The sequence below is a fragment of the Variovorax sp. V15 genome (assembly GCF_041154425.1).
Classification (GTDB): Bacteria; Pseudomonadota; Gammaproteobacteria; order Burkholderiales; family Burkholderiaceae_C; genus Variovorax; species Variovorax guangxiensis.
In genome coordinates, this window is the sequence record NZ_AP028659.1 from 1,417,450 (window position 1) to 1,434,978 (window position 17,529).

The following is a 17,529-nucleotide window of genomic DNA, read 5'->3' on the forward strand; positions in this document are numbered from 1 at the left end:
TCCAGGCTGGCCGTGACCACCGAGTTCCTTTTCACCGACAGCGACTTCTCGCGCGTGCGCACCCTCATCCATCGCCGCGCCGGCATCGCCCTGGGCGAGCAGAAGCGGCAGATGGTCTACAGCCGCCTCTCGCGCCGGCTGAGGGAGCTGCAGCTGCCCGACTTCGCCTCGTACCTCGACTGGCTCGAACAGCGCCAGGACGGCGAGGAGTGGCAGCTCTTCATCAACTCGCTGACCACCAACCTCACCTCGTTCTTCCGCGAGGCGCATCACTTCCCGACGCTGGCCGAGCACGTGCGCAAGGCGAAGCAGCCCGTCACCGTGTGGTGCGCGGCGGCATCGACGGGCGAGGAGCCCTATTCCATCGCCATCACGCTGATGGAGGCGCTGGGCGACAAGGCCGCGGCCTCTCGCGTGATCGCCACCGACATCGACACGGCGGTGCTGGCCAAGGCCTCCGCCGGCGTCTTCACCGCGGAGCAGGTGCGCAGGCTCGCGCCCGAGCGGCTGCGGCGCTTCTTCAACAAGGGCACCGGCTCCAACGCGGGCAAGGTGCGCGTGCGGCCCGAGGTGGCGGCGATGGTGAAGTTCTCGCGGCTCAACCTGCTCGACAGCGCCTGGGCGGTGAAGGAGCCGGTGGACGCGATCTTCTGCCGCAACGTGATGATCTATTTCGACAAGCCGACGCAGAAGAAGGTGCTCGACCGCTTCGCGCCGCTGCTCAAGGCCGACGGCCTGCTGTTCGCCGGGCATTCGGAGAACGCCTCGCTGGTCAACCAGGCCTTCCGCCCGCTGGGCCAGACCGTGTACGAGCTCGCGCGCTCGCGTGCCGCGGGTGCTTCCTCATGAGCGCGGCCTCGAATGCGGCCGCCCCGGGCTCGGTGGCGAGCCATCATTATTTCGACCGCGACGTCGGGATGATGGCCGTGAAGCTGCTGCCCTCCGAGTACTACGTGACATCGAGCAACACCGCGCTCAGCACGGTGCTGGGCTCCTGCGTGGCCGCCTGCCTGCACGACCGCGAGGCGGGCGTGGCCGGCATGAACCATTTCATGCTGCCCGACGACGGCGAAGCCGGCGCCTCGGCCGGCACGCGCGACGCCACCGAATCGATGCGCTACGGCACCTACGCCATGGACGTGCTGATCCGTGAGCTGGTGCGCGCGGGCGCGCGCCGCGACCGGCTCAAGGCCAAGGTCTTCGGCGGCGGCGCGGTGCTGGCGAACATGACCACGCTCAACATCGGCGACCGCAACGCCGACTTCGTGCTGCGCTACCTGGGCAACGAGCGCATCGAGGTCGCCGCGCAGGACCTGCGCGGACCGCATGCGCGCCGCGTGTGCTTCGTGCCGGCGACGGGAAAGGCCATCGTGCGCAAGCTGCGCGCGCAGACAGAAGTGCGCCAGGTGCAGCACGAGGAGGGCGAGCTGCTGCGCAGACTGTCCGGCTCGCGCGCTGCATCGGCTGCCGATAACAAAGGAAACCTGTGAGCGTGAAGAAGATCAAGGTGCTGTGCGTCGACGACTCGGCGCTCATCCGCAGCGTGATGACGGAGATCATCAACAGCCAGCCCGACATGACGGTGGTGGGCACGGCGGCCGACCCGCTGGTGGCGCGCGACCTCATCAAGGTCACCAACCCCGACGTGCTCACGCTCGATGTGGAAATGCCGCGCATGGACGGGCTCGAATTCCTCGAGAAGCTCATGCGGCTTCGGCCCATGCCGGTGGTCATGGTTTCCTCGCTCACCGAGCGCGGCTCGGAGATCGCGCTGCGCGCGCTCGAGCTGGGCGCCATCGACTTCGTGACCAAGCCGCGCCTCGGTGTGCGCGACGGCCTTCTCAACTACACCGAACTGATCGCCGGCAAGATCCGCACCGCGGCAAGCGCACGCCTGCTGCCCGCCCGACACGCCGCCGCGGCGCGCCCCGGCGGCGAGGCGCCGCAGGAATCGCTGCTGCGCAGCCCGCTGCTGAGTACCGAGAAGCTCATCATCATCGGCGCCTCCACCGGCGGCACCGAGGCCATCCGAGAAGTGCTGCAGCCGCTGCCGCCCGACTCGCCGGCCGTGATGATCGCGCAGCACATGCCCGCGGGCTTCACGCGCTCGTTCGCGCAGCGCCTGGACGGCCTGTGCCGCATCAACGTGAAGGAAGCCGAGCACGGCGAGCGCGTGCTGCCGGGCTATGCCTACATCGCGCCCGGCGGCTACCACCTGTCGCTCGCGCGCAGCGGCGCCAACTACGTGGCGCACCTCGACCAGGAGCCGCCGGTGAACCGCCACCGGCCGTCCATCGACGTGCTGTTCGATTCGGCCGCCAAGCACGCCGGCAAGAACGCCATCGGAATCATCCTGACCGGCATGGGCAAGGACGGTGCCGAGGGCCTGCTGCGCATGCGGCGCGCCGGCGCCCACACGCTGGCGCAGGACGAGGCCAGCTGCGTGGTCTTCGGCATGCCGCGCGAGGCCATCGCTCTGGGCGCGGTGGACGACGTGTCACCCCTGGCCGAAGTCAGCCGCCGCGTGCTGGCGCACCTTCGCACGTTCGGTGAACGTACGAACCGAGTTTGAGAGAAAAGAAAACGACCTTGGAGTTGGAAATATCGTGATCGACAAGAGCATCAAAATCCTGGTTGTGGACGACTTCCCGACCATGCGCCGCATCGTGCGCAACCTGCTGAAGGAGCTGGAGTTCCACAACGTGGACGAAGCCGAGGACGGCGCCGCCGGCATCGAGAAGCTGCGCGGCGGCAACTTCGGCTTCGTGGTGTCGGACTGGAACATGCCCAACATGGACGGCTTGACCATGCTGCAGACCATCCGCGCCGACCCCGAGCTCAAGAAGCTGCCGGTGCTGATGGTCACGGCCGAGGCGAAGAAGGAGAACATCGTGGCGGCGGCCCAGGCCGGCGCCAACGGCTACGTGGTGAAGCCCTTCACCGCCGCAACGCTCGAAGAAAAGCTCACCAAGATCTTCGAGAAACTCGCGAAGGAAGCGGCCTGACATGAGCCAGAACACCGCCGCCGCCGCCGTCGCGGAACCCGCCAACACCACCGAAGAACTGCTGGGCCGCATCGGCCAGCTCACGCGCCAGCTGCGCGAAGGCCTGCGCGAGCTGGGCCTCGACAAGCAGGTGGCCAGGGCCGCGCAGGCCATTCCGGATGCGCGCGACCGCCTGAGCTACGTGGCCGCCACCACCGAGCGCGCGGCGCACCGCGCGCTCAACGCCATCGACGTGGCCCAGCCGCTGCAGGAAGCGCTGTCCACCGATGCCAAGGGCCTGAGCAAGCGCTGGGACGAGTGGTTCAAGAATCCCATCGAGCTCGACCACGCGCGCGAACTCGTGCTGGACACGCGCGGCTACCTCGACGGCGTGCCCGAGCGAGCGAGCGCGATCAACTCGCAGCTCATGGAAATCCTCATGGCGCAGGATTTCCAGGACCTCACGGGCCAGGTCATCAAGAAGATGATGGAAGTGGTCAACGACGTCGAAACGCAGCTGCTGCAGGTGCTGATCGACAACTCCGCGCCCGAGAAGCGCCACGAGGCCGTGCAGAGCCTGCAGAACGGCCCGCAGGTCAAGCCCGGCAACCCCGATGCAGTCACCGACCAGGCGCAGGTCGACGACCTGCTGGAGAGCCTCGGCTTCTGATCTCAAGGGGGCCTGCCGGCCCCTTTCTATTGTCCGAATTGCAGGGCTATCTGGGCCCTGATCGACAGATTGTTCCGGAGGGTCGAATTCAATAATTTGGCCATGAGCAAGGCGTACTTCGCCACTGCTGGTTCGGAGCATGAATGGCTGAGGAAAGCGATCTCGAGAAAACGGAACCCGCCTCCGAGCGGCGCCTTGAAAAGGCCCGCGAGGAAGGCAACGTAGCCCGTTCCCGCGAGCTCACCACCTTCGTCATGCTGGGCACGGCCTGTGCCGGCCTGTGGCTCGCGTCGGAGTCGCTCGGCTCCAGCATGAACGGCGCGCTGCGCATGGGACTGCAGTTCGACCGCGCGGCAGCCTTCGACCCTTCCTACATGCTGGCCCGCACCGGGCTGATGTCGATGCAGGCGCTGGGCGCCATCGGCCCGATGTTCGCGATGATGATCGTCGCAGCCGTGGTCGCGCCGATGATGCTCGGCGGCTGGCTCTTCTCCACCAAGTCGGTGGCGCCGAACTTCGGCAAGCTCAACCCGTTGGCCGGCATCGGCCGCATGTTCTCCTCGCAGTCGCTCGCCGAGCTGCTCAAGGCGCTGGCCAAGTCGGCGCTCATCGGCGGCGTGGCCTGGTGGGTGGTGTCGAGGGACATCGGCACCCTGATGGCCCTGATGGCGCAGCCCGCGCAGTACGCGCTGCCGCATGCGGTCGTGCTGGTGGCCAGGCACTGCGTGCTGATCGCCGCGACGCTGTTCCTGGTGGCGCTGATCGACGTGCCCTTCCAGCTCTGGAGCTACTACCGCAAGCTGCGCATGTCGCGCGAGGACGTGCGCCAGGAGCACAAGGAAAGCGAAGGCGATCCGCACATCAAGGCCGCGATCCGCCGCCAGCAGCAGCAGATGGCGCGCCGCCGGATGATGTCCGAGGTGCCCAAGGCAGACATCGTGCTGACCAACCCCACGCACTTCGCCGTGGCGCTCAAGTACCAGGAGGGCGGCATGCGCGCCCCCCGCGTGGTGGCCAAGGGCACCGAGCTCGTGGCCGCGCGCATCCGCGAACTGGCGAAGGAGCACAAGGTGGCGATCCTCGAAGCGGCGCCGCTCGCGCGCTCCCTCTACAGGCACACGAAGCTGGGCGACGAGATTCCGGCAGGCCTCTACACCGCCGTGGCCGAGGTGCTCGCCTGGGTCTACCAGCTTCGGCGCTGGAGGGCCGAAGGCGGCGAAGCGCCGCGCACGCCCACCGACCTGCCGGTTCCCGCAGATCTTCAATACACCGCCGCCGATGCGGCTGAGCTTGCCGCATGAACGCGATGACAAACCTGATGCGCTTGCCCGCGCGCTTCTTCCCGGGCTCGCAGCTCAAGGGGCTGGCCGGGCCGATCCTCATCATCATGATCCTGAGCATGATGGTGCTGCCGCTGCCGCCATTCCTGCTCGACCTGCTGTTCACCTTCAACATCGCCATGTCGGTGATGGTGCTGCTGGTGAGCATGTACACAATGAAGGCGCTGGACTTCGCGGCCTTCCCGGCGGTGCTGCTGTTCTCCACGCTGCTGCGCCTGTCGCTGAACGTGGCCTCCACGCGCGTGGTGCTGATGAACGGCCACACCGGCGCCGACGCGGCGGGCAAGGTGATCGAGGCCTTCGGGCACTTCCTCGTGGGCGGCAACTTCGCCGTGGGCGTGATGGTCTTCATCATCCTCGTGCTCATCAACTTCATGGTGATCACCAAGGGCGCGGGCCGCATCGCCGAGGTGGGCGCGCGCTTCATGCTCGACGCGATGCCCGGCAAGCAGATGGCCATCGACGCCGACCTCAACGCCGGCCTGATCGGCGAGGACGTGGCCCGCAAGCGCCGCACCGAGGTGGCGCAGGAAGCCGACTTCTACGGCTCGATGGACGGTGCCAGCAAGTTCGTGCGCGGCGACGCGATCGCGGGCCTGCTCATCATGGTCATCAACATCATCGGCGGCCTGGTGGTGGGCATGGTGCAGCACGGGCTGGACTTCTCCACCGCCGGCAAGACCTACACGCTGCTGGCCATCGGCGACGGCCTGGTGGCGCAGATCCCGGCGCTGGTGATCTCCACCGCCGCGGGCGTGATCGTCTCGCGCGTGACCACCGACGAGGACGTGGGCAGCCAACTCACGGGCCAGCTCTTCTCCAACCCGCAGGTGCTGTTTCTCACGGCCGGCATCGTCGGGCTGCTGGGCATGATCCCGGGCATGCCGAACCTGGCCTTCCTGCTGATCGCGGGCGGCCTGGTGTGGCTGGGCCGCGGGCTGCTGCAGCGCAAGCCGAAGCAGCAGGCCGCGCAGGAGGCGGCCGCCGCGCAGGCCGCGAACCTCGCCGCGTCTTCCGCAGAGACGGCGGAGGCCACCTGGGACGACGTGGCCATGGTCGACCCGCTGGGCATGCAGGTCGGCTACCGGCTCATTCCGCTGGTGGACCAGTCGCAGCAGGGCGAGCTGCTGGGCCGCATCAAGAGCATCCGCAAGAAGATCGCGCAGGAAGTCGGCTTCCTGGTGCCGGTGGTGCACATCCGCGACAACCTGGAGATCAAGCCCAACACTTACGTCATCACGCTGAAGGACGTGGAGATCGGCCGCGGCGAAGCCTTCCCCAACCAGTGGATGGCCATCAACCCGGGGCAGGTCAGCGGCACGCTGCCCGGCACGCCCACGCGCGACCCGGCCTTCGGCCTCGCCGCGACATGGATCGACGCGAGCCTGCGCCAGCAGGCGCAGGTGTACGGCTACACGGTGGTCGACGCCTGCACGGTGATGGCCACGCACCTGAACCACCTCATACAGACGCATGCCGCCGAGTTGCTGGGCCGCCAGGAAGTGCAGCAGCTGCTCGACCAGATCGCCAAGACCGCGCCCAAGCTCACGGAAGACCTGGTGCCCAAGGTGCTGTCGCTCAGCACGCTGCACAAGGTGCTGCAGAACCTGCTCGACGAGGAAGTGCCGATCCGGGACATGCGCACCATCCTCGACGTGATGGCCGAGCACGCGCCGACCGTGAAGGACCCGACCGAGCTCACCACGCTCACGCGCCTGGCGCTGGGCCGCGCGATCACGCAGCAGCTGTTCCCGGGCGACAGCGAGATGCAGGTCATCGGCCTGGACGGCTCGCTCGACGGCGTGCTGCAGCAGGCGCTGACCAACAGCAGCGGCATCGAGCCCGGCATCGCCGACAACCTGCTGCGGCAGGCGCAGGCCGCCATCACCCGCCAGGAGCAGATGGGCCTCGCGCCCGTGCTGGTGGTGCAGCACGCGCTGCGCGTGCTGCTGTCGCGCTTCCTGCGGCGCAGCCTGCCGCAGCTCAAGGTGCTGTCGCACGCAGAGATTCCTGATTCCCGAACCATCAAGGTCACCACCGCCATCGGAGGACGAGGTTGAATTCCCCCCAACAGACAGACGTGCGCGCCACCGCGCGCAAATTCGTCGCGGCCACCAGCCGCGAAACCCTGCGACTGGTCAGGGAGGCGCTGGGCGCCGACGCCATCGTGCTCTCGCATCGCGTCACCGCCGAAGGCGTGGAGATCGTCGCCATGGTCGAGGGCGAAGTGCAGGGCGTGGTGCAGCAGGGCAGTGCGCCTGCGAAGCCCGTGGCTGCACCGATCGTGGCGGCACCGGTTGCTGCGCCGGCGCCGGTCGCGCATGCGATGCCGATGCCGCCGGTGCCTGCTCCCGTTGCGCCCGTCGCAGCCGCTGCACCGATTGCAACACCCGTCCCGGCCCCCGCCGACACGGTGCTCGAAGAGCTGCATTCCATGCGCGGCATGATCGAGGAACAGCTCGCCAGCGTGGTATGGAACGACAGGCAGCGCCGCGACCCCGTGCGCGGCCGCCTGCTGCGCACGCTGCTGGGCGCGGGCTTCAGCGCGCGGCTTTCCAAGGCCATGCTCGAGAAGCTGCCCACCGGGCGCACTTACGCAGAAGGCATGGCCTACGTGCGCTCGGAGCTCATCCGCGCTGTGCCCGTGCACGAAGATGAGGACGCCCTGTTCGCCCAGGGCGGCGTCTACGCGCTGATGGGCCCGACCGGCGTGGGCAAGACCACCACCACCGCCAAGCTGGCCGCGCGCTGCGTGATGCGCTTCGGCGCCGACAAGCTCGCGCTGGTGACCACCGACAGCTACCGCATCGGCGCCTACGAGCAGCTGCGCATCTACGGCCAGATCCTCAACGTGCCGGTGTACGCGGTGAAGGACGCCGCCGACCTGCACCTGGTGCTGCGCGACCTGCGCGAGAAGCACATGGTGCTGATCGACACCGTCGGCATGAGCCAGCGCGACCGCGCCGTGCCCGAGCAGATCGCCATGCTGGGCCAGAGCCCGAGGCCGGTGAAGAAGCTGCTGCTGCTCAACGCCACCAGCCACGGCGACACGCTCAACGAGGTGGTGCACGCCTATCGCCACGGCAACGAGCTTGCCGGCTGCATCTTCACCAAGGTGGACGAGGCCACGCACCCGGGCGCGCTGATCGACACCGTGATCCGCCACCGCCTGCCGGTGCACTACATCTCCAGCGGCCAGAAGGTGCCCGAGAACCTGATGCAGGCCGACCGCGCGCAGCTGGTGGACAGCGTGTTCCAGCCGCGCCAGCACAGCCCGCTGTTCGTGCCTGCCGAGAGCGACCTGCAGGAAGACGCCGCTTCGGGCGCCGCCTCGCAGCAGGCGGTGCAGAAGGCGCAGGGCGAGACCGACCTGCTGCGCCTGAAGTACCAGAACCTGATCCGCGCGATGGCGCACGATGCGCAGGAGCTCGCCACCACGGCGAGCGCGCTGGCCGGCTCGCAGATCGGCTTCGAGCGCGCACGTACGCTGTGGCGCCAGGCCACGGACGAGGAGGCGGGCCAGAAAGCCGTGCTGCAGGACTTGCTGGTGCATGCGCGCAGCGAAGTGGCCACAGGCTGCGAGAGCTACGTGCTCGCGCTGTGCGGACAGGTCGGCCTGCGCTCGAACGAAGGCGGCGATGCCTACGAATGCCATGGCAGCCTGCTGCTGTCGGACCGCACGGGCCTGCCGATGGCGGCGCCCAACCAGTGGCTTTCGACGGCGGCCACGCGCGGCGCCAAGGACGCCGCGCGCAAGCCCGGTGCACGCCAGGTGCCATGGCTGCGCCAGCAGGATTTCGGCCATCGCCCGATGGTCCATCTGCTGACGCGGCTGCCCGGCATCGAGGCCATGGTGCAGTGGCAGGCCGCGGGCCAGCGCTGGCTGGCGCGCGCGCCGGGTTCCACGGCAGTGATCGATTCGCGCACCGGTTCTCCCGACACGCTCGCGCGCATGGATTTCGAGTTCGCCGAGGAGCGCCCCGTGCGCTTCCGCGGCAAGGCGGCGCTGCTCGCCGTGGCGCATGTCGACGTGGTGCTGCGCTTCAATGCCGCCGCGATGGCGGCGGGCATCGCACGCGACGAGATGCCGGCGCTGCGCTGCATCGCCACGCGCGTGGTCGATGCGCGCAGCGGCAACGTACTGGCGCTGAGCCATGCGCTGTCGAACGTCGGTACAGAGGTTTCGGCGCGCCAGCTCGCGCAGTGGCTGGGCTGGGCCGTGGATGCCGAGCCCTGCTTCCGCCTGCTGCGCGACGGCGTGCAACTGGTGGGCGGCATCGGCGAATTGGGCGACCCGGACATCATGAAGCGGCTGCTGATCGCCGGGCAGATGACCACCACCGTGTGGCGCCTGCTGCAGGCCGAAGGCGAATGGGCCGGCCGTGCCCGCGCGCTGATGGGCCAGCTCACCGGCCGCCCCGCACGCAACGGCCGCGCCATGAGCGGCAGCGCGCTGTACGCGGGCTTTGGCAAGCTCTTCCTGCTGCTGGACGCGCTCGGCACCGAATCGACCGCGCCGGTGCAGTCGCCCCGCGCGCTGGAGAAGCCGCAGAAGCTGGAGCGGCAGGATTGAGGGCGCTGCGATGAACAAGCTGGTTGCGGATCAGGCGGACGGCCTCCGGCGCCTGCTCGCGCCGACGCAGGCGCGCGTGCTCGCGGTGGCCGGCATGGGGCGCGGCGCGGGCGGCACCACCGCCGCGATGAACTTCGCCGTGGCGCTGGTAGGGCAGGGCCGCAACGTGCTGCTGCTGGACGAGCATTGCCGCGCCGAGGGCTCGGCCTGCGAGGTCTGGGACATCGACCCGCTGGGCGGCCTTGTCGACGTCGCGGCCGGGCGCCTCACGCTGGATGGCGCCGAGGTGCGCATGGCCTGCGGGGTGCATGTGCTGCCGGCGCCGCCCGCGGCTGCAAGGGGAACATCGCAAGGCGCGGCCGACCCGCGCAGGTTCTGGCACGACGGCGTCGTCGTCATCGACGCGGCCTTCGACGGCGAGGGCCGGCTGTCGCCGCTCGCGCAGTGCGCGGACGACCTGCTGCTGGTGCTGCAGCCGCATCCGGCCTCGGTCACCTCGGCCTATGCGGGCATCAAGCGCCTGCATCACGCCCACGGCCTGAAGCAGATGCGCTTCCTGCTCAACGGCGTGGTCGACGTGCAGGCCGCGCGCCAGATCATGAACAACCTCGCCCACGCCGGCAGCCGCTACCTCGCGCTGTCGCTGCAGGCCGCGGGATGGGTGCGCTTCGATCCGCTCGTCTCCGACGCATGGCGGCTGAAGAAGACCATCGCCGAGGCCTTTCCCGCGAGCCATGCGGCGGTCGACTTCCGCCGCGCCGCGGGCGAGATGGACCAGTGGCCATGGCCCGAGGCAGCCCCGCTGCAGGCCGTGGCCTGAGCCGCCGGCTCCGCACCGAGGAAGGAAGGACGCACGACGGCCATGTACACCGCACAAGGAACCATCGAGAAATCGCACCTGCTCGCGCAGCACCAGCCGCTGGTGCGCCGCATCGCGCTGCAGATGATGGCGAAGCTGCCGGCCAGCGTGGAGCTGGACGACCTGATCCAGGCCGGCATGCTCGGCCTGCTTGACGCATCCGCGCGCTACCAGGACAACCGCGGCGCGCAGTTCGAGACTTTCGTGAGCCAGCGCATCCGCGGCGCCATGCTCGACGAGTTGCGTGCCGCCGACTGGGGCTCGCGCGGCCTGCGCCAGTCGGCGCGCGGCATCGAGAAGGCGATGCAGGCGCTGGGCCACAGGCTCGGGCGCGCTCCCACCGAAGGGGAGATCGCCCGGGAACTGAAGATGGACATCGAGGCCTACCAGTCGCTGCTGCAGGAGATCCAGGGCTGCCAGCTGCTGTATGTGGAAGACTTCTCCAAGGACGACGCCGACAACGGTTTTCTCGACAGCCACTCGCAGGACGCCCGCAAGGACCGGCGCAGCAGCGACGATCCGCTGGAGCAGCTGCTGGAAAGCGGCTTCCGCCACCAGCTGGTGGACGCCATCTCGGCGCTGCCCGAGCGCGACCAGCTGCTGCTGAACCTCTACTACGAGGAGGAGCTGAACCTGCGCGAGATCGGCGCCATCCTCGAAGTGAGCCAGTCGCGGGTGTGCCAGCTGCACAGCCAGGCGATCAGCAGGCTGCGGGCGAAGCTGAAGGATGTGCTCTAGAAGAGGCGCTGAATAGGCGTTGTCCGTCAGCCAGGCGCGCTCGCCTCCGGCGCAGGGCGCTCGCCAGGGCACGAAAACTCGGAGTCTTGCCAAAGACTCGCAACAAGCAACCCTCTTCAAGGCTGCAGGCCAGCCGCCCCATCGGCGAATACGCGCTCATCGGCTCGACCCACAGCGCGGCGCTGGTGCATCTGGGCGGCGACATCGAGTGGCTGTGCCTGCCGCGCTTCGACTCGGCCGCGATGTTCGCCAGTCTGCTGGGCGACGAGCGCAACGGCCACTGGACCATGTGCGCGCGCGACCGCAAGGCGCGCGTCTCGCGGCGCTACCTTCCCGGCACCGTCGTGCTGGAGACCACGATTCGTACAGGCACGGGCGTGGCCGTCGTCACCGACTTCATGCCTCGCCCCGCGCTCGACGGCACGCACGAGGTGGTGCGCATCGTGCGGGGCGTGCGCGGCACGGTGAGCATGCACACCGAGTTCCGCATCCGCTTCAACTACGGCGAGTGGTGCCCGTGGATGGAGCGGCGCGATGGCGCGGTGTTCGCCACGGCTGGGCCGGATTCGGTGCGCATCAGCTCCGGCGTGCCGCTGGTCAACGAGAACTTCGCGAGCTTCGCCGACTTCACCGTGTCGGCGGGGCAGTCCATCGCGTTCAGCCTCGACTGGTTTCCCTCGCACCTGAAGCCGCCGGTGACGCGCGATGCCAACGCGCTGCTGGCGCGCACAGTCGCCGAATGGAGTGCGTGGACCGATCGCTGCGGCTACCACGGCGAATTCCGCGAACCGATGATGCGCTCGCTGCTCACGCTCAAGGCGCTGACCTACGAGCCGACCGGTGGCATCGTCGCCGCGCCGAGCACCTCGCTGCCCGAGCTGCCCGGCGGCGAGCGCAACTGGGACTACCGCTTCTGCTGGCTGCGCGATGCGGCGCTCACGCTCTACGCGTTGATCGGCTCGGGCTATGTCGAGGAGGCCAGCGCATGGCGCTGGTGGCTGATGCGTGCGGTCGGCGGGTCGCCCGAGGAACTGCAGGTGATGTACGGCCTGCACGGCGAACGCTCGCTCACCGAACTCGAGCTGGGCTGGCTTCGCGGCTACGAGGACAGCCGCCCGGTGCGCATCGGCAACGGCGCGCACGGGCAGCGCCAGCTCGACGTGTACGGCTCGGTCATCGCGGCCTTCCATGCGGCGCGCAAGGCCGGCCTGTCGGACATGGACAAGCTGTGGCCGCTGGAGCGCGCCATCGCGAAGCAGCTGACGGAACTCTGGCGGGAGCCCGACTGCAGCCTGTGGGAGGTGCGCGGCGAGCCCCGCCACTTCGTGCATTCCAAGATCATGTGCTGGCTGGCCTTCGACCGCGTGATCGCGAGCGCCACGGAATACGGGCTCGAAGGCCCCATCGAACGCTGGCGCGAGGCGCGCGACCAGATCCACGCCGAGGTCTGCGCGCGTGGCTACGACGCGTCGAGCAACTCGTTCGTGCAGTACTACGGCGCCGACACGGTGGACGCGGCGCTGCTGTGGATGCCGCTGATCGGCTTCCTGCCGATCCATGACGAGCGCGTTCAGGGCACGGTCGCGCGCATCGAGAAGGAGCTGGTCTTCAACGGGCTGGTGTACCGCTACCGCACCGAGAAAGGCGTGGACGGGCTCGGCGGCGGCGAGGGCGCGTTCATGGCGTGCAGCTTCTGGCTGGCGAACGTGTACGTGGCCATGGGCAAGGTGCGCAAGGCGCGCGCTCTCTTCAGGCGGCTGCTGGCACTGGGCAACGACCTGGGCCTCTTCGCCGAGGAATACGACCCGGTGGCTCAGCGGCAGCTGGGCAATTTTCCGCAGGCCTTCTCGCACATCGGGCTGATCAACAGCGCGCATGCGCTGGTGTCGGCGGCCGGCGGCGTGTGGGAGCTGGCGGACCTCGATGGCAAGGCGCCGCAGAAGAAAAAGGAAGAGGGCAAGGAAGCGAAGAAGGAAGCTAAGAAGCCGCCCGTCAGGAAGCGTTCGCGAGCGCGAACTCCTCGGCGCTGAACACGGTGTGGAAGACCGTGCCGTCGAACATCTCGAACAGCTTCTTCGACACTTCGCGGCTTTCGTAGCGCACGGGCGATTCGAGCGCGCGGGCGATGTCCTCGCGGCTCGCGTAGCGGATCGACAGCACCATCGCCAGTTCGGGATCGCTCACGTCGCTTTCCAGCTGGCGCAGCACGCGCACCTCGAGTGCGCCGGGAAAGCGGGTCCACAGCGGCACGAGCTTCTCGTGCACGTGGCGGTCGAAGGCTTCTTCCATGCCGGGCTTGACCCGGCCCCTGAAGAACGCGCAGCGGATGAACATGGCTTCTCTCTTTCCTGTGTCGAATCTGTGCGATGACGGCGGCGGACCGTTCAGCCGCGTTCGTAGCCGCTGAACTGCCGCATCATCTCGGCCGTGTCGTGCGGGCCCAGCCCGGCCGCGACGAAGGCGCGATGCAGCTCCGAGACGGCGCCCGCCAGCGGCAGCGGAAGCCGCTGGCCCTGCGAGAAGGCCTGCACCGCCTCGAGGTCCTTGAGCATGTTGTCGATGCGGCCGGTGGGCGAGTAGTCGCGCGCGGCCATCTTGGGGCCGAACTCGCGCAGGATCTGGCTGTCGGCACGTCCGCCGGAGAGCGCCGCGGGCAGCTTCGAGGCATCGACGCCGCCGGCCTCGGCCAGCCGCACCGCTTCGGCAACAGCCTGGAAGCCGATGGCGCACAGCAGCTGGTTGACCAGCTTGGTGGTCTGGCCCGCGCCGCTTTCGCCCATGTGGGTGTAGTTGGCGCACAGGCTGTCCATCACGGCGCGTGCGCGCTGCACGTCTTCGGCGCTGCCGCCGGCCATCACCGTGAGCTGGCCGAGCAGCGCCTTGGGCGCGCCGCCCGAGAGCGGCGCATCGACGAAGCCCATGCCCGTGCGCTCGCGCAGCGACTGCGCGAGCCGGCGCGTGGAAGGAGGGTCGATGGACGACATGTCGATCAGCAGCCGCTGCGCATCCGCCGGCACGGCGGCCGCGATGCCGTCCTCGCCGAAGACGGCGCGCTCCACCACCGCGGCCGAGTTGAGGCTGGTGATGACGAAGTCGCTGGCACCGGCTGCCTCGCGCGCCGTGGCGGCAGCGATCGCGCCGTGTTCTGCCAGCGCCGCGACCTTGGCGGCATCGAGGTCGAACACGCTCACGCGGTGGCCGCATTCGAGCAGACGGCGCGCGATGGCCGAGCCCATGATGCCGACGCCGATCACGGCCACGCGCGTCGTCGGGGCGGTCGTCTTCGTCATGCGAAGGCCTTCATGGATGGCCGATGTGGGTTCGCGGCACGGTGCTACAGGCTCGCGGTGATGCCGCCGTCCACATACAGGATGTGGCCGTTGACGAAGCTCGATGCGTCCGAGGCCAGGAAGATGGCCGCGCCGCCGAGTTCCTCCACGTCGCCCCAGCGGCCCGCGGGCGTGCGGCCCGAGAGCCACGCGGTAAAGGCCTCGTCGGCCACCAGGGCCTGCGTGAGCTCGGTCTTGAAGTAGCCCGGCCCGAGGCCGTTGACCTGGATGCCGTGCTTGCCGAGGTCGATCGCCATGCCCTTGGTGAGCATCTTCACCGCGCCCTTGGTGGCGGCGTAGGGCGCGATGCCCGGGCGGCCCAGCTCGCTCTGCACCGAGCACACGTTGATGATCTTGCCGCGCTTGCGCTCGATCATGCGCTGCGCGACCGAGCGGCCCACCAGGAACACGCTGTCGATGTTGGTGGTGGTGATCTTGTGCCACGCATCCACCGGGAACTCGGCGAAGGCCCCGCGATGCTGCATGCCGGCGTTGTTGACGAGGATGTCGATGGGCCCGACCTCGGCCTCGATGGCGGCCACGCCGGCTTCCACGGCATCGGCGTCGGTCACGTCGAAAGCCTTTGCTTCGGCCGCGATGCCCCTGGCGCGCAGGGCGTCGCGGGCGGCGGCGAGCAGGGCGGGGTCGCGCGCATTGAGCACGACGCGGGCGCCCGCATTGCCGAGCGCGCCGGCCAGCGCGAAGCCGATGCCCTTGCTGGAGCCGGTGACGAGGGCGGTGCGCCCGGAGAGGTCGAACAGTTTCAAGGGAGTTTCCTGGTGCGTGACAGGCAAATAAGTTACCGGTATCTTTTGATGCAGTCAATGGGTAAACCCTGAGTTCGCGCGGTCCGCTGAAACTATTAAAGTTACCGGTATCATTGTGCGCCAGCCAAAAGGACACCAGCTTGACCACCACCGCCGCTCTTCCGCATGTGCTGATGCCTGGCACCTACCCCGAATGGGACATGGCGCCGATGCGGGAGGCCTACACGCTGCACCGCCTTTGGGAGGCGCCTGACCGGCAGGCCTTCATCGCCGAGCACGCACCGCAGATCCGCGCGATCGCCACGCGCGGCGAACTGGGCGCGAGCACCGAGCTCATCGCGGCGCTGCCGAAGCTGGAGCTGGTTGCCTGCTACGGCGTGGGCACCGACGGCATCGACCTCGCCGCATGCCGCGCGCGCGGCATCCGTGTGACCAACACGCCCGACGTGCTCAACGGCGACGTGGCCGATCTTGCCGTGGGCCTCCTGCTGGCTGTGCAGCGGCGCATTCCGGCAGGCGACCAGTTCGTGCGCAGCGGCGCCTGGGCCCACGGCGGCATGCCGCTGGCCACGCGCGTCTTCGGCCAGCGCATCGGCATCGCGGGCCTCGGCCGCATCGGCGGCACCATCGCGCGGCGGCTCTCGGGCTTCGACGTGGAGGTGGGTTACTTCAGCCGCGCGCCGAAGGCGGAGAGCCCGCACCGCCACTTCGCCAGCCTGAGCGCGATGGCCGAGTGGTGCGACGTGCTCATCGTCATCCTCCCCGGCGGCGAGGCCACGCGCGGCATCGTCAACGGCGAAGTGCTGCAGGCGCTGGGCCCCAGGGGCTGGCTGGTGAACGTGTCGCGCGGCACCACCGTCGACGAAGCCGCGCTGCTGCAGGCGCTGGAGACGCGCGCCATCGCGGGCGCGGCGCTCGACGTGTTCCTCAACGAACCGCGCATCGACCCGCGCTTCGCCGCGCTCGACAACGTGGTGCTCACCCCGCACCATGGCAGCGGCACCGAAGCGACGCGCCGCGCCATGGGCGAGCTGGTGCGCCGCAACCTCGAGGCCCACTTCGCGGGCCGACCCCTGATCACCCCCGTTGCCTGACACCTGACAAAGACAGAAGGAAGAAGAACCATGCGCCTGCGTTGCATGTGCCTCGTGATCCACGCCCCCGACGACCTGCGCCTGGACGAGCAGGACGCCGGCGAGATCGGCCCCGGCCAGGTGCTGGTGAAGGTCGGAATGGGCGGCATCTGCGGCTCCGACCTGCACTACTTCCACAACGGCGGCTTCGGCACCGTGCGCATCAAGGAGCCAATGGTGCTGGGCCACGAAGTTGCCGGCACCGTGGTGGCGGTGGCGCCCGGCGTCGAGAGCGTGCGCATCGGCGACAAGGTCGCCGTCAACCCGAGCCGCCCCTGCGGCGCCTGCAAGTTCTGCCTCGAAGGCCTGCCCAACCAGTGCCTGGACATGCGCTTCTACGGCAGCGCGATGCGCACGCCGCACGTGCAGGGCGCATTCCGCAACATGCTGCTGTGCGAGGCCACGCAATGCGTGAAGGTGGCCGACCACGTGCCGCTGCGGCTGGCGGCGCTGGCCGAGCCGTTCTCGGTGGGGCTGCACGGCGTGTCGCGCGCCGGCCCCTTGTTGGGCAAGCGCGTGCTGGTGTCCGGCTGCGGGCCCATCGGCGTGCTCGCCATCGCGGCGGCGCGCGCGCACGGCGCGGCCGAGATCACCGCCACCGACGTGGTCGACGAGCCGCTGGCCATCGCGCGCGCCATGGGGGCCGACAACGCCATCAACGTCGCGCAGGACAAGACCTGGGTCTCGCGCTACTCCGCCGACAAGGGCACCTTCGACGTGATGCTCGAATGCTCCGGCAACGAGCGCGCGCTGCGCGACGGCCTGGAGGTGATGCGCCCGCGCGGCGTGGTCGTGCAGCTGGGCCTGGGCGGCGACGTGAGCATTCCGCAGAACATGGTGGTGGCGAAGGAGCTCAGCATCTGCGGCTCGTTCCGCTTCCATGCCGAGTTCGCGCTGGCGGTGAAGCTCATCAACGAAGGGCGCGTCGATCTTTCCCCGGTGGTGTCGCACACCTTCCCGATGCTGCAGGCGCGCCAGGCCTTCGAGCTGGCGAGCGACAGGCGGCAGGCGATGAAGGTGCTGATCGACTTCGCGGAGGATGCAGCGCAGGCGGAGGGCGTCGCCGCCTGATTCATCGAGGGAAAGGCCTCGATCACGCCGGTTGAAGCGGCGTCGCCCGGCTCATCGAATCGCCG

The 17,529-nt window shown here is 69.0% G+C and carries 16 protein-coding genes; 13 read left to right on the forward strand and 3 right to left on the reverse strand.

The features are described from left to right. Positions 1-12: 12 nt before the first annotated feature. The 11 genes from ACAM57_RS06945 (at position 13) to ACAM57_RS06995 (ending at position 13,194) form a co-directional block, all read left to right on the forward strand. Positions 13-849 (forward strand): CheR family methyltransferase, encoded by an 837-nt coding sequence (locus ACAM57_RS06945; protein ID WP_126023325.1) that lies wholly within the window; start codon positions 13-15, stop codon positions 847-849. After that, the gene (cheD, locus tag ACAM57_RS06950) at positions 846-1,490 is read left to right on the forward strand and encodes a chemoreceptor glutamine deamidase CheD (RefSeq protein WP_126023326.1); all 645 of its coding nucleotides are present in this window, start codon (positions 846-848) and stop codon (positions 1,488-1,490) included. The genes ACAM57_RS06945 and cheD overlap by 4 nt, the downstream gene beginning before the upstream one ends. A 2-nt stretch (positions 1,491-1,492) precedes the next feature. After that, positions 1,493-2,572, forward strand: coding sequence for a chemotaxis response regulator protein-glutamate methylesterase (locus ACAM57_RS06955; protein WP_184641083.1), 1,080 nt, complete (start codon positions 1,493-1,495; stop codon positions 2,570-2,572). Positions 2,573-2,606: 34 nt separating this feature from the next. Further along, complete coding sequence (gene cheY, locus ACAM57_RS06960; RefSeq protein ID WP_126023328.1) at positions 2,607-3,005, forward strand: chemotaxis response regulator CheY; 399 nt, start codon at positions 2,607-2,609, stop codon at positions 3,003-3,005. Position 3,006: 1 nt separating this feature from the next. Further along, positions 3,007-3,654, forward strand: a complete 648-nt coding sequence (cheZ, locus tag ACAM57_RS06965) for a protein phosphatase CheZ (RefSeq protein WP_369661104.1) — start codon at positions 3,007-3,009, stop codon at positions 3,652-3,654. A 143-nt stretch (positions 3,655-3,797) separates the two neighbouring features. Continuing rightward, entirely contained in the window at positions 3,798-4,955 is a 1,158-nt protein-coding gene (gene flhB / locus ACAM57_RS06970) for a flagellar biosynthesis protein FlhB (protein WP_369661105.1), read from the forward strand. Further along, positions 4,952-7,054, forward strand: a complete 2,103-nt coding sequence (gene flhA / locus ACAM57_RS06975; protein ID WP_184641085.1) for a flagellar biosynthesis protein FlhA — start codon at positions 4,952-4,954, stop codon at positions 7,052-7,054. The genes flhB and flhA overlap by 4 nt, the downstream gene beginning before the upstream one ends. Then, positions 7,051-9,567, forward strand: coding sequence for a flagellar biosynthesis protein FlhF (gene flhF, locus ACAM57_RS06980; protein WP_369661106.1), 2,517 nt, complete (start codon positions 7,051-7,053; stop codon positions 9,565-9,567). The genes flhA and flhF overlap by 4 nt, the downstream gene beginning before the upstream one ends. Before the next feature lie 10 nt (positions 9,568-9,577). Then, positions 9,578-10,387 carry a MinD/ParA family protein gene (locus ACAM57_RS06985; RefSeq protein ID WP_369661107.1) on the forward strand — a complete coding sequence of 270 codons (810 nt, stop codon included), beginning with the start codon at positions 9,578-9,580 and terminating at the stop codon, positions 10,385-10,387. Between the two features lie 42 nt (positions 10,388-10,429). Then, on the forward strand, positions 10,430-11,164 hold the full coding sequence (locus ACAM57_RS06990) for an RNA polymerase sigma factor FliA (RefSeq protein ID WP_126023334.1): 735 nt from the start codon (positions 10,430-10,432) through the stop codon (positions 11,162-11,164). Between the two features lie 86 nt (positions 11,165-11,250). Next, positions 11,251-13,194, forward strand: coding sequence for a glycoside hydrolase family 15 protein (locus tag ACAM57_RS06995; RefSeq protein WP_369661108.1), 1,944 nt, complete (start codon positions 11,251-11,253; stop codon positions 13,192-13,194). Here the strand turns inward: ACAM57_RS06995 and ACAM57_RS07000 are convergent. Genes ACAM57_RS07000 through ACAM57_RS07010 form a run of 3 tightly spaced genes read right to left on the reverse strand, consistent with a single transcriptional unit; the run spans position 13,157 to position 15,260 of the window. Next, entirely contained in the window at positions 13,157-13,498 is a 342-nt protein-coding gene (locus tag ACAM57_RS07000) for a hypothetical protein (RefSeq protein ID WP_126023335.1), read from the reverse strand. The two genes, ACAM57_RS06995 and ACAM57_RS07000, sit on opposite strands and share 38 nt — an antisense overlap. Positions 13,499-13,548: 50 nt before the next feature. Then, a complete protein-coding gene (locus ACAM57_RS07005; RefSeq protein ID WP_369661109.1) occupies positions 13,549-14,454 on the reverse strand; it encodes an NAD(P)-dependent oxidoreductase in 906 nt (301 codons plus the stop codon). Positions 14,455-14,498: 44 nt separating this feature from the next. Beyond that, positions 14,499-15,260 (reverse strand): SDR family oxidoreductase, encoded by a 762-nt coding sequence (locus tag ACAM57_RS07010; RefSeq protein ID WP_126023337.1) that lies wholly within the window; start codon positions 15,258-15,260, stop codon positions 14,499-14,501. Between the two features lie 140 nt (positions 15,261-15,400). Here ACAM57_RS07010 and ACAM57_RS07015 point away from each other — a divergent pair, with 140 nt between their 5' ends. Beyond that, entirely contained in the window at positions 15,401-16,354 is a 954-nt protein-coding gene (locus tag ACAM57_RS07015; RefSeq protein WP_369661110.1) for a 2-hydroxyacid dehydrogenase, read from the forward strand. Positions 16,355-16,384: 30 nt separating this feature from the next. Beyond that, entirely contained in the window at positions 16,385-17,464 is a 1,080-nt protein-coding gene (locus tag ACAM57_RS07020; RefSeq protein WP_369661111.1) for an L-idonate 5-dehydrogenase, read from the forward strand. The last annotated feature ends 65 nt before the right edge of the window (positions 17,465-17,529 follow it).

What these genes read in the sequence shown, in the direction of transcription:
- cheD (WP_126023326.1), top strand. Translation starts at nt 846, where the DNA reads ATGAGCGCGGCCTCGAATGCGGCCGCCCCGGGCTCGGTGGCGAGCCAT.
- cheZ (WP_369661104.1), top strand. Translation starts at nt 3,007, where the DNA reads ATGAGCCAGAACACCGCCGCCGCCGCCGTCGCGGAACCCGCCAACACC.
- flhB (WP_369661105.1), top strand. Translation starts at nt 3,798, where the DNA reads ATGGCTGAGGAAAGCGATCTCGAGAAAACGGAACCCGCCTCCGAGCGG.
- flhA (WP_184641085.1), top strand. Translation starts at nt 4,952, where the DNA reads ATGAACGCGATGACAAACCTGATGCGCTTGCCCGCGCGCTTCTTCCCG.
- ACAM57_RS06985 (WP_369661107.1), top strand. Translation starts at nt 9,578, where the DNA reads ATGAACAAGCTGGTTGCGGATCAGGCGGACGGCCTCCGGCGCCTGCTC.
- ACAM57_RS06990 (WP_126023334.1), top strand. Translation starts at nt 10,430, where the DNA reads ATGTACACCGCACAAGGAACCATCGAGAAATCGCACCTGCTCGCGCAG.
- ACAM57_RS07000 (WP_126023335.1), bottom strand. Translation starts at nt 13,498, where the DNA reads ATGTTCATCCGCTGCGCGTTCTTCAGGGGCCGGGTCAAGCCCGGCATG.
- ACAM57_RS07005 (WP_369661109.1), bottom strand. Translation starts at nt 14,454, where the DNA reads ATGACGAAGACGACCGCCCCGACGACGCGCGTGGCCGTGATCGGCGTC.
- ACAM57_RS07020 (WP_369661111.1), top strand. Translation starts at nt 16,385, where the DNA reads ATGCGCCTGCGTTGCATGTGCCTCGTGATCCACGCCCCCGACGACCTG.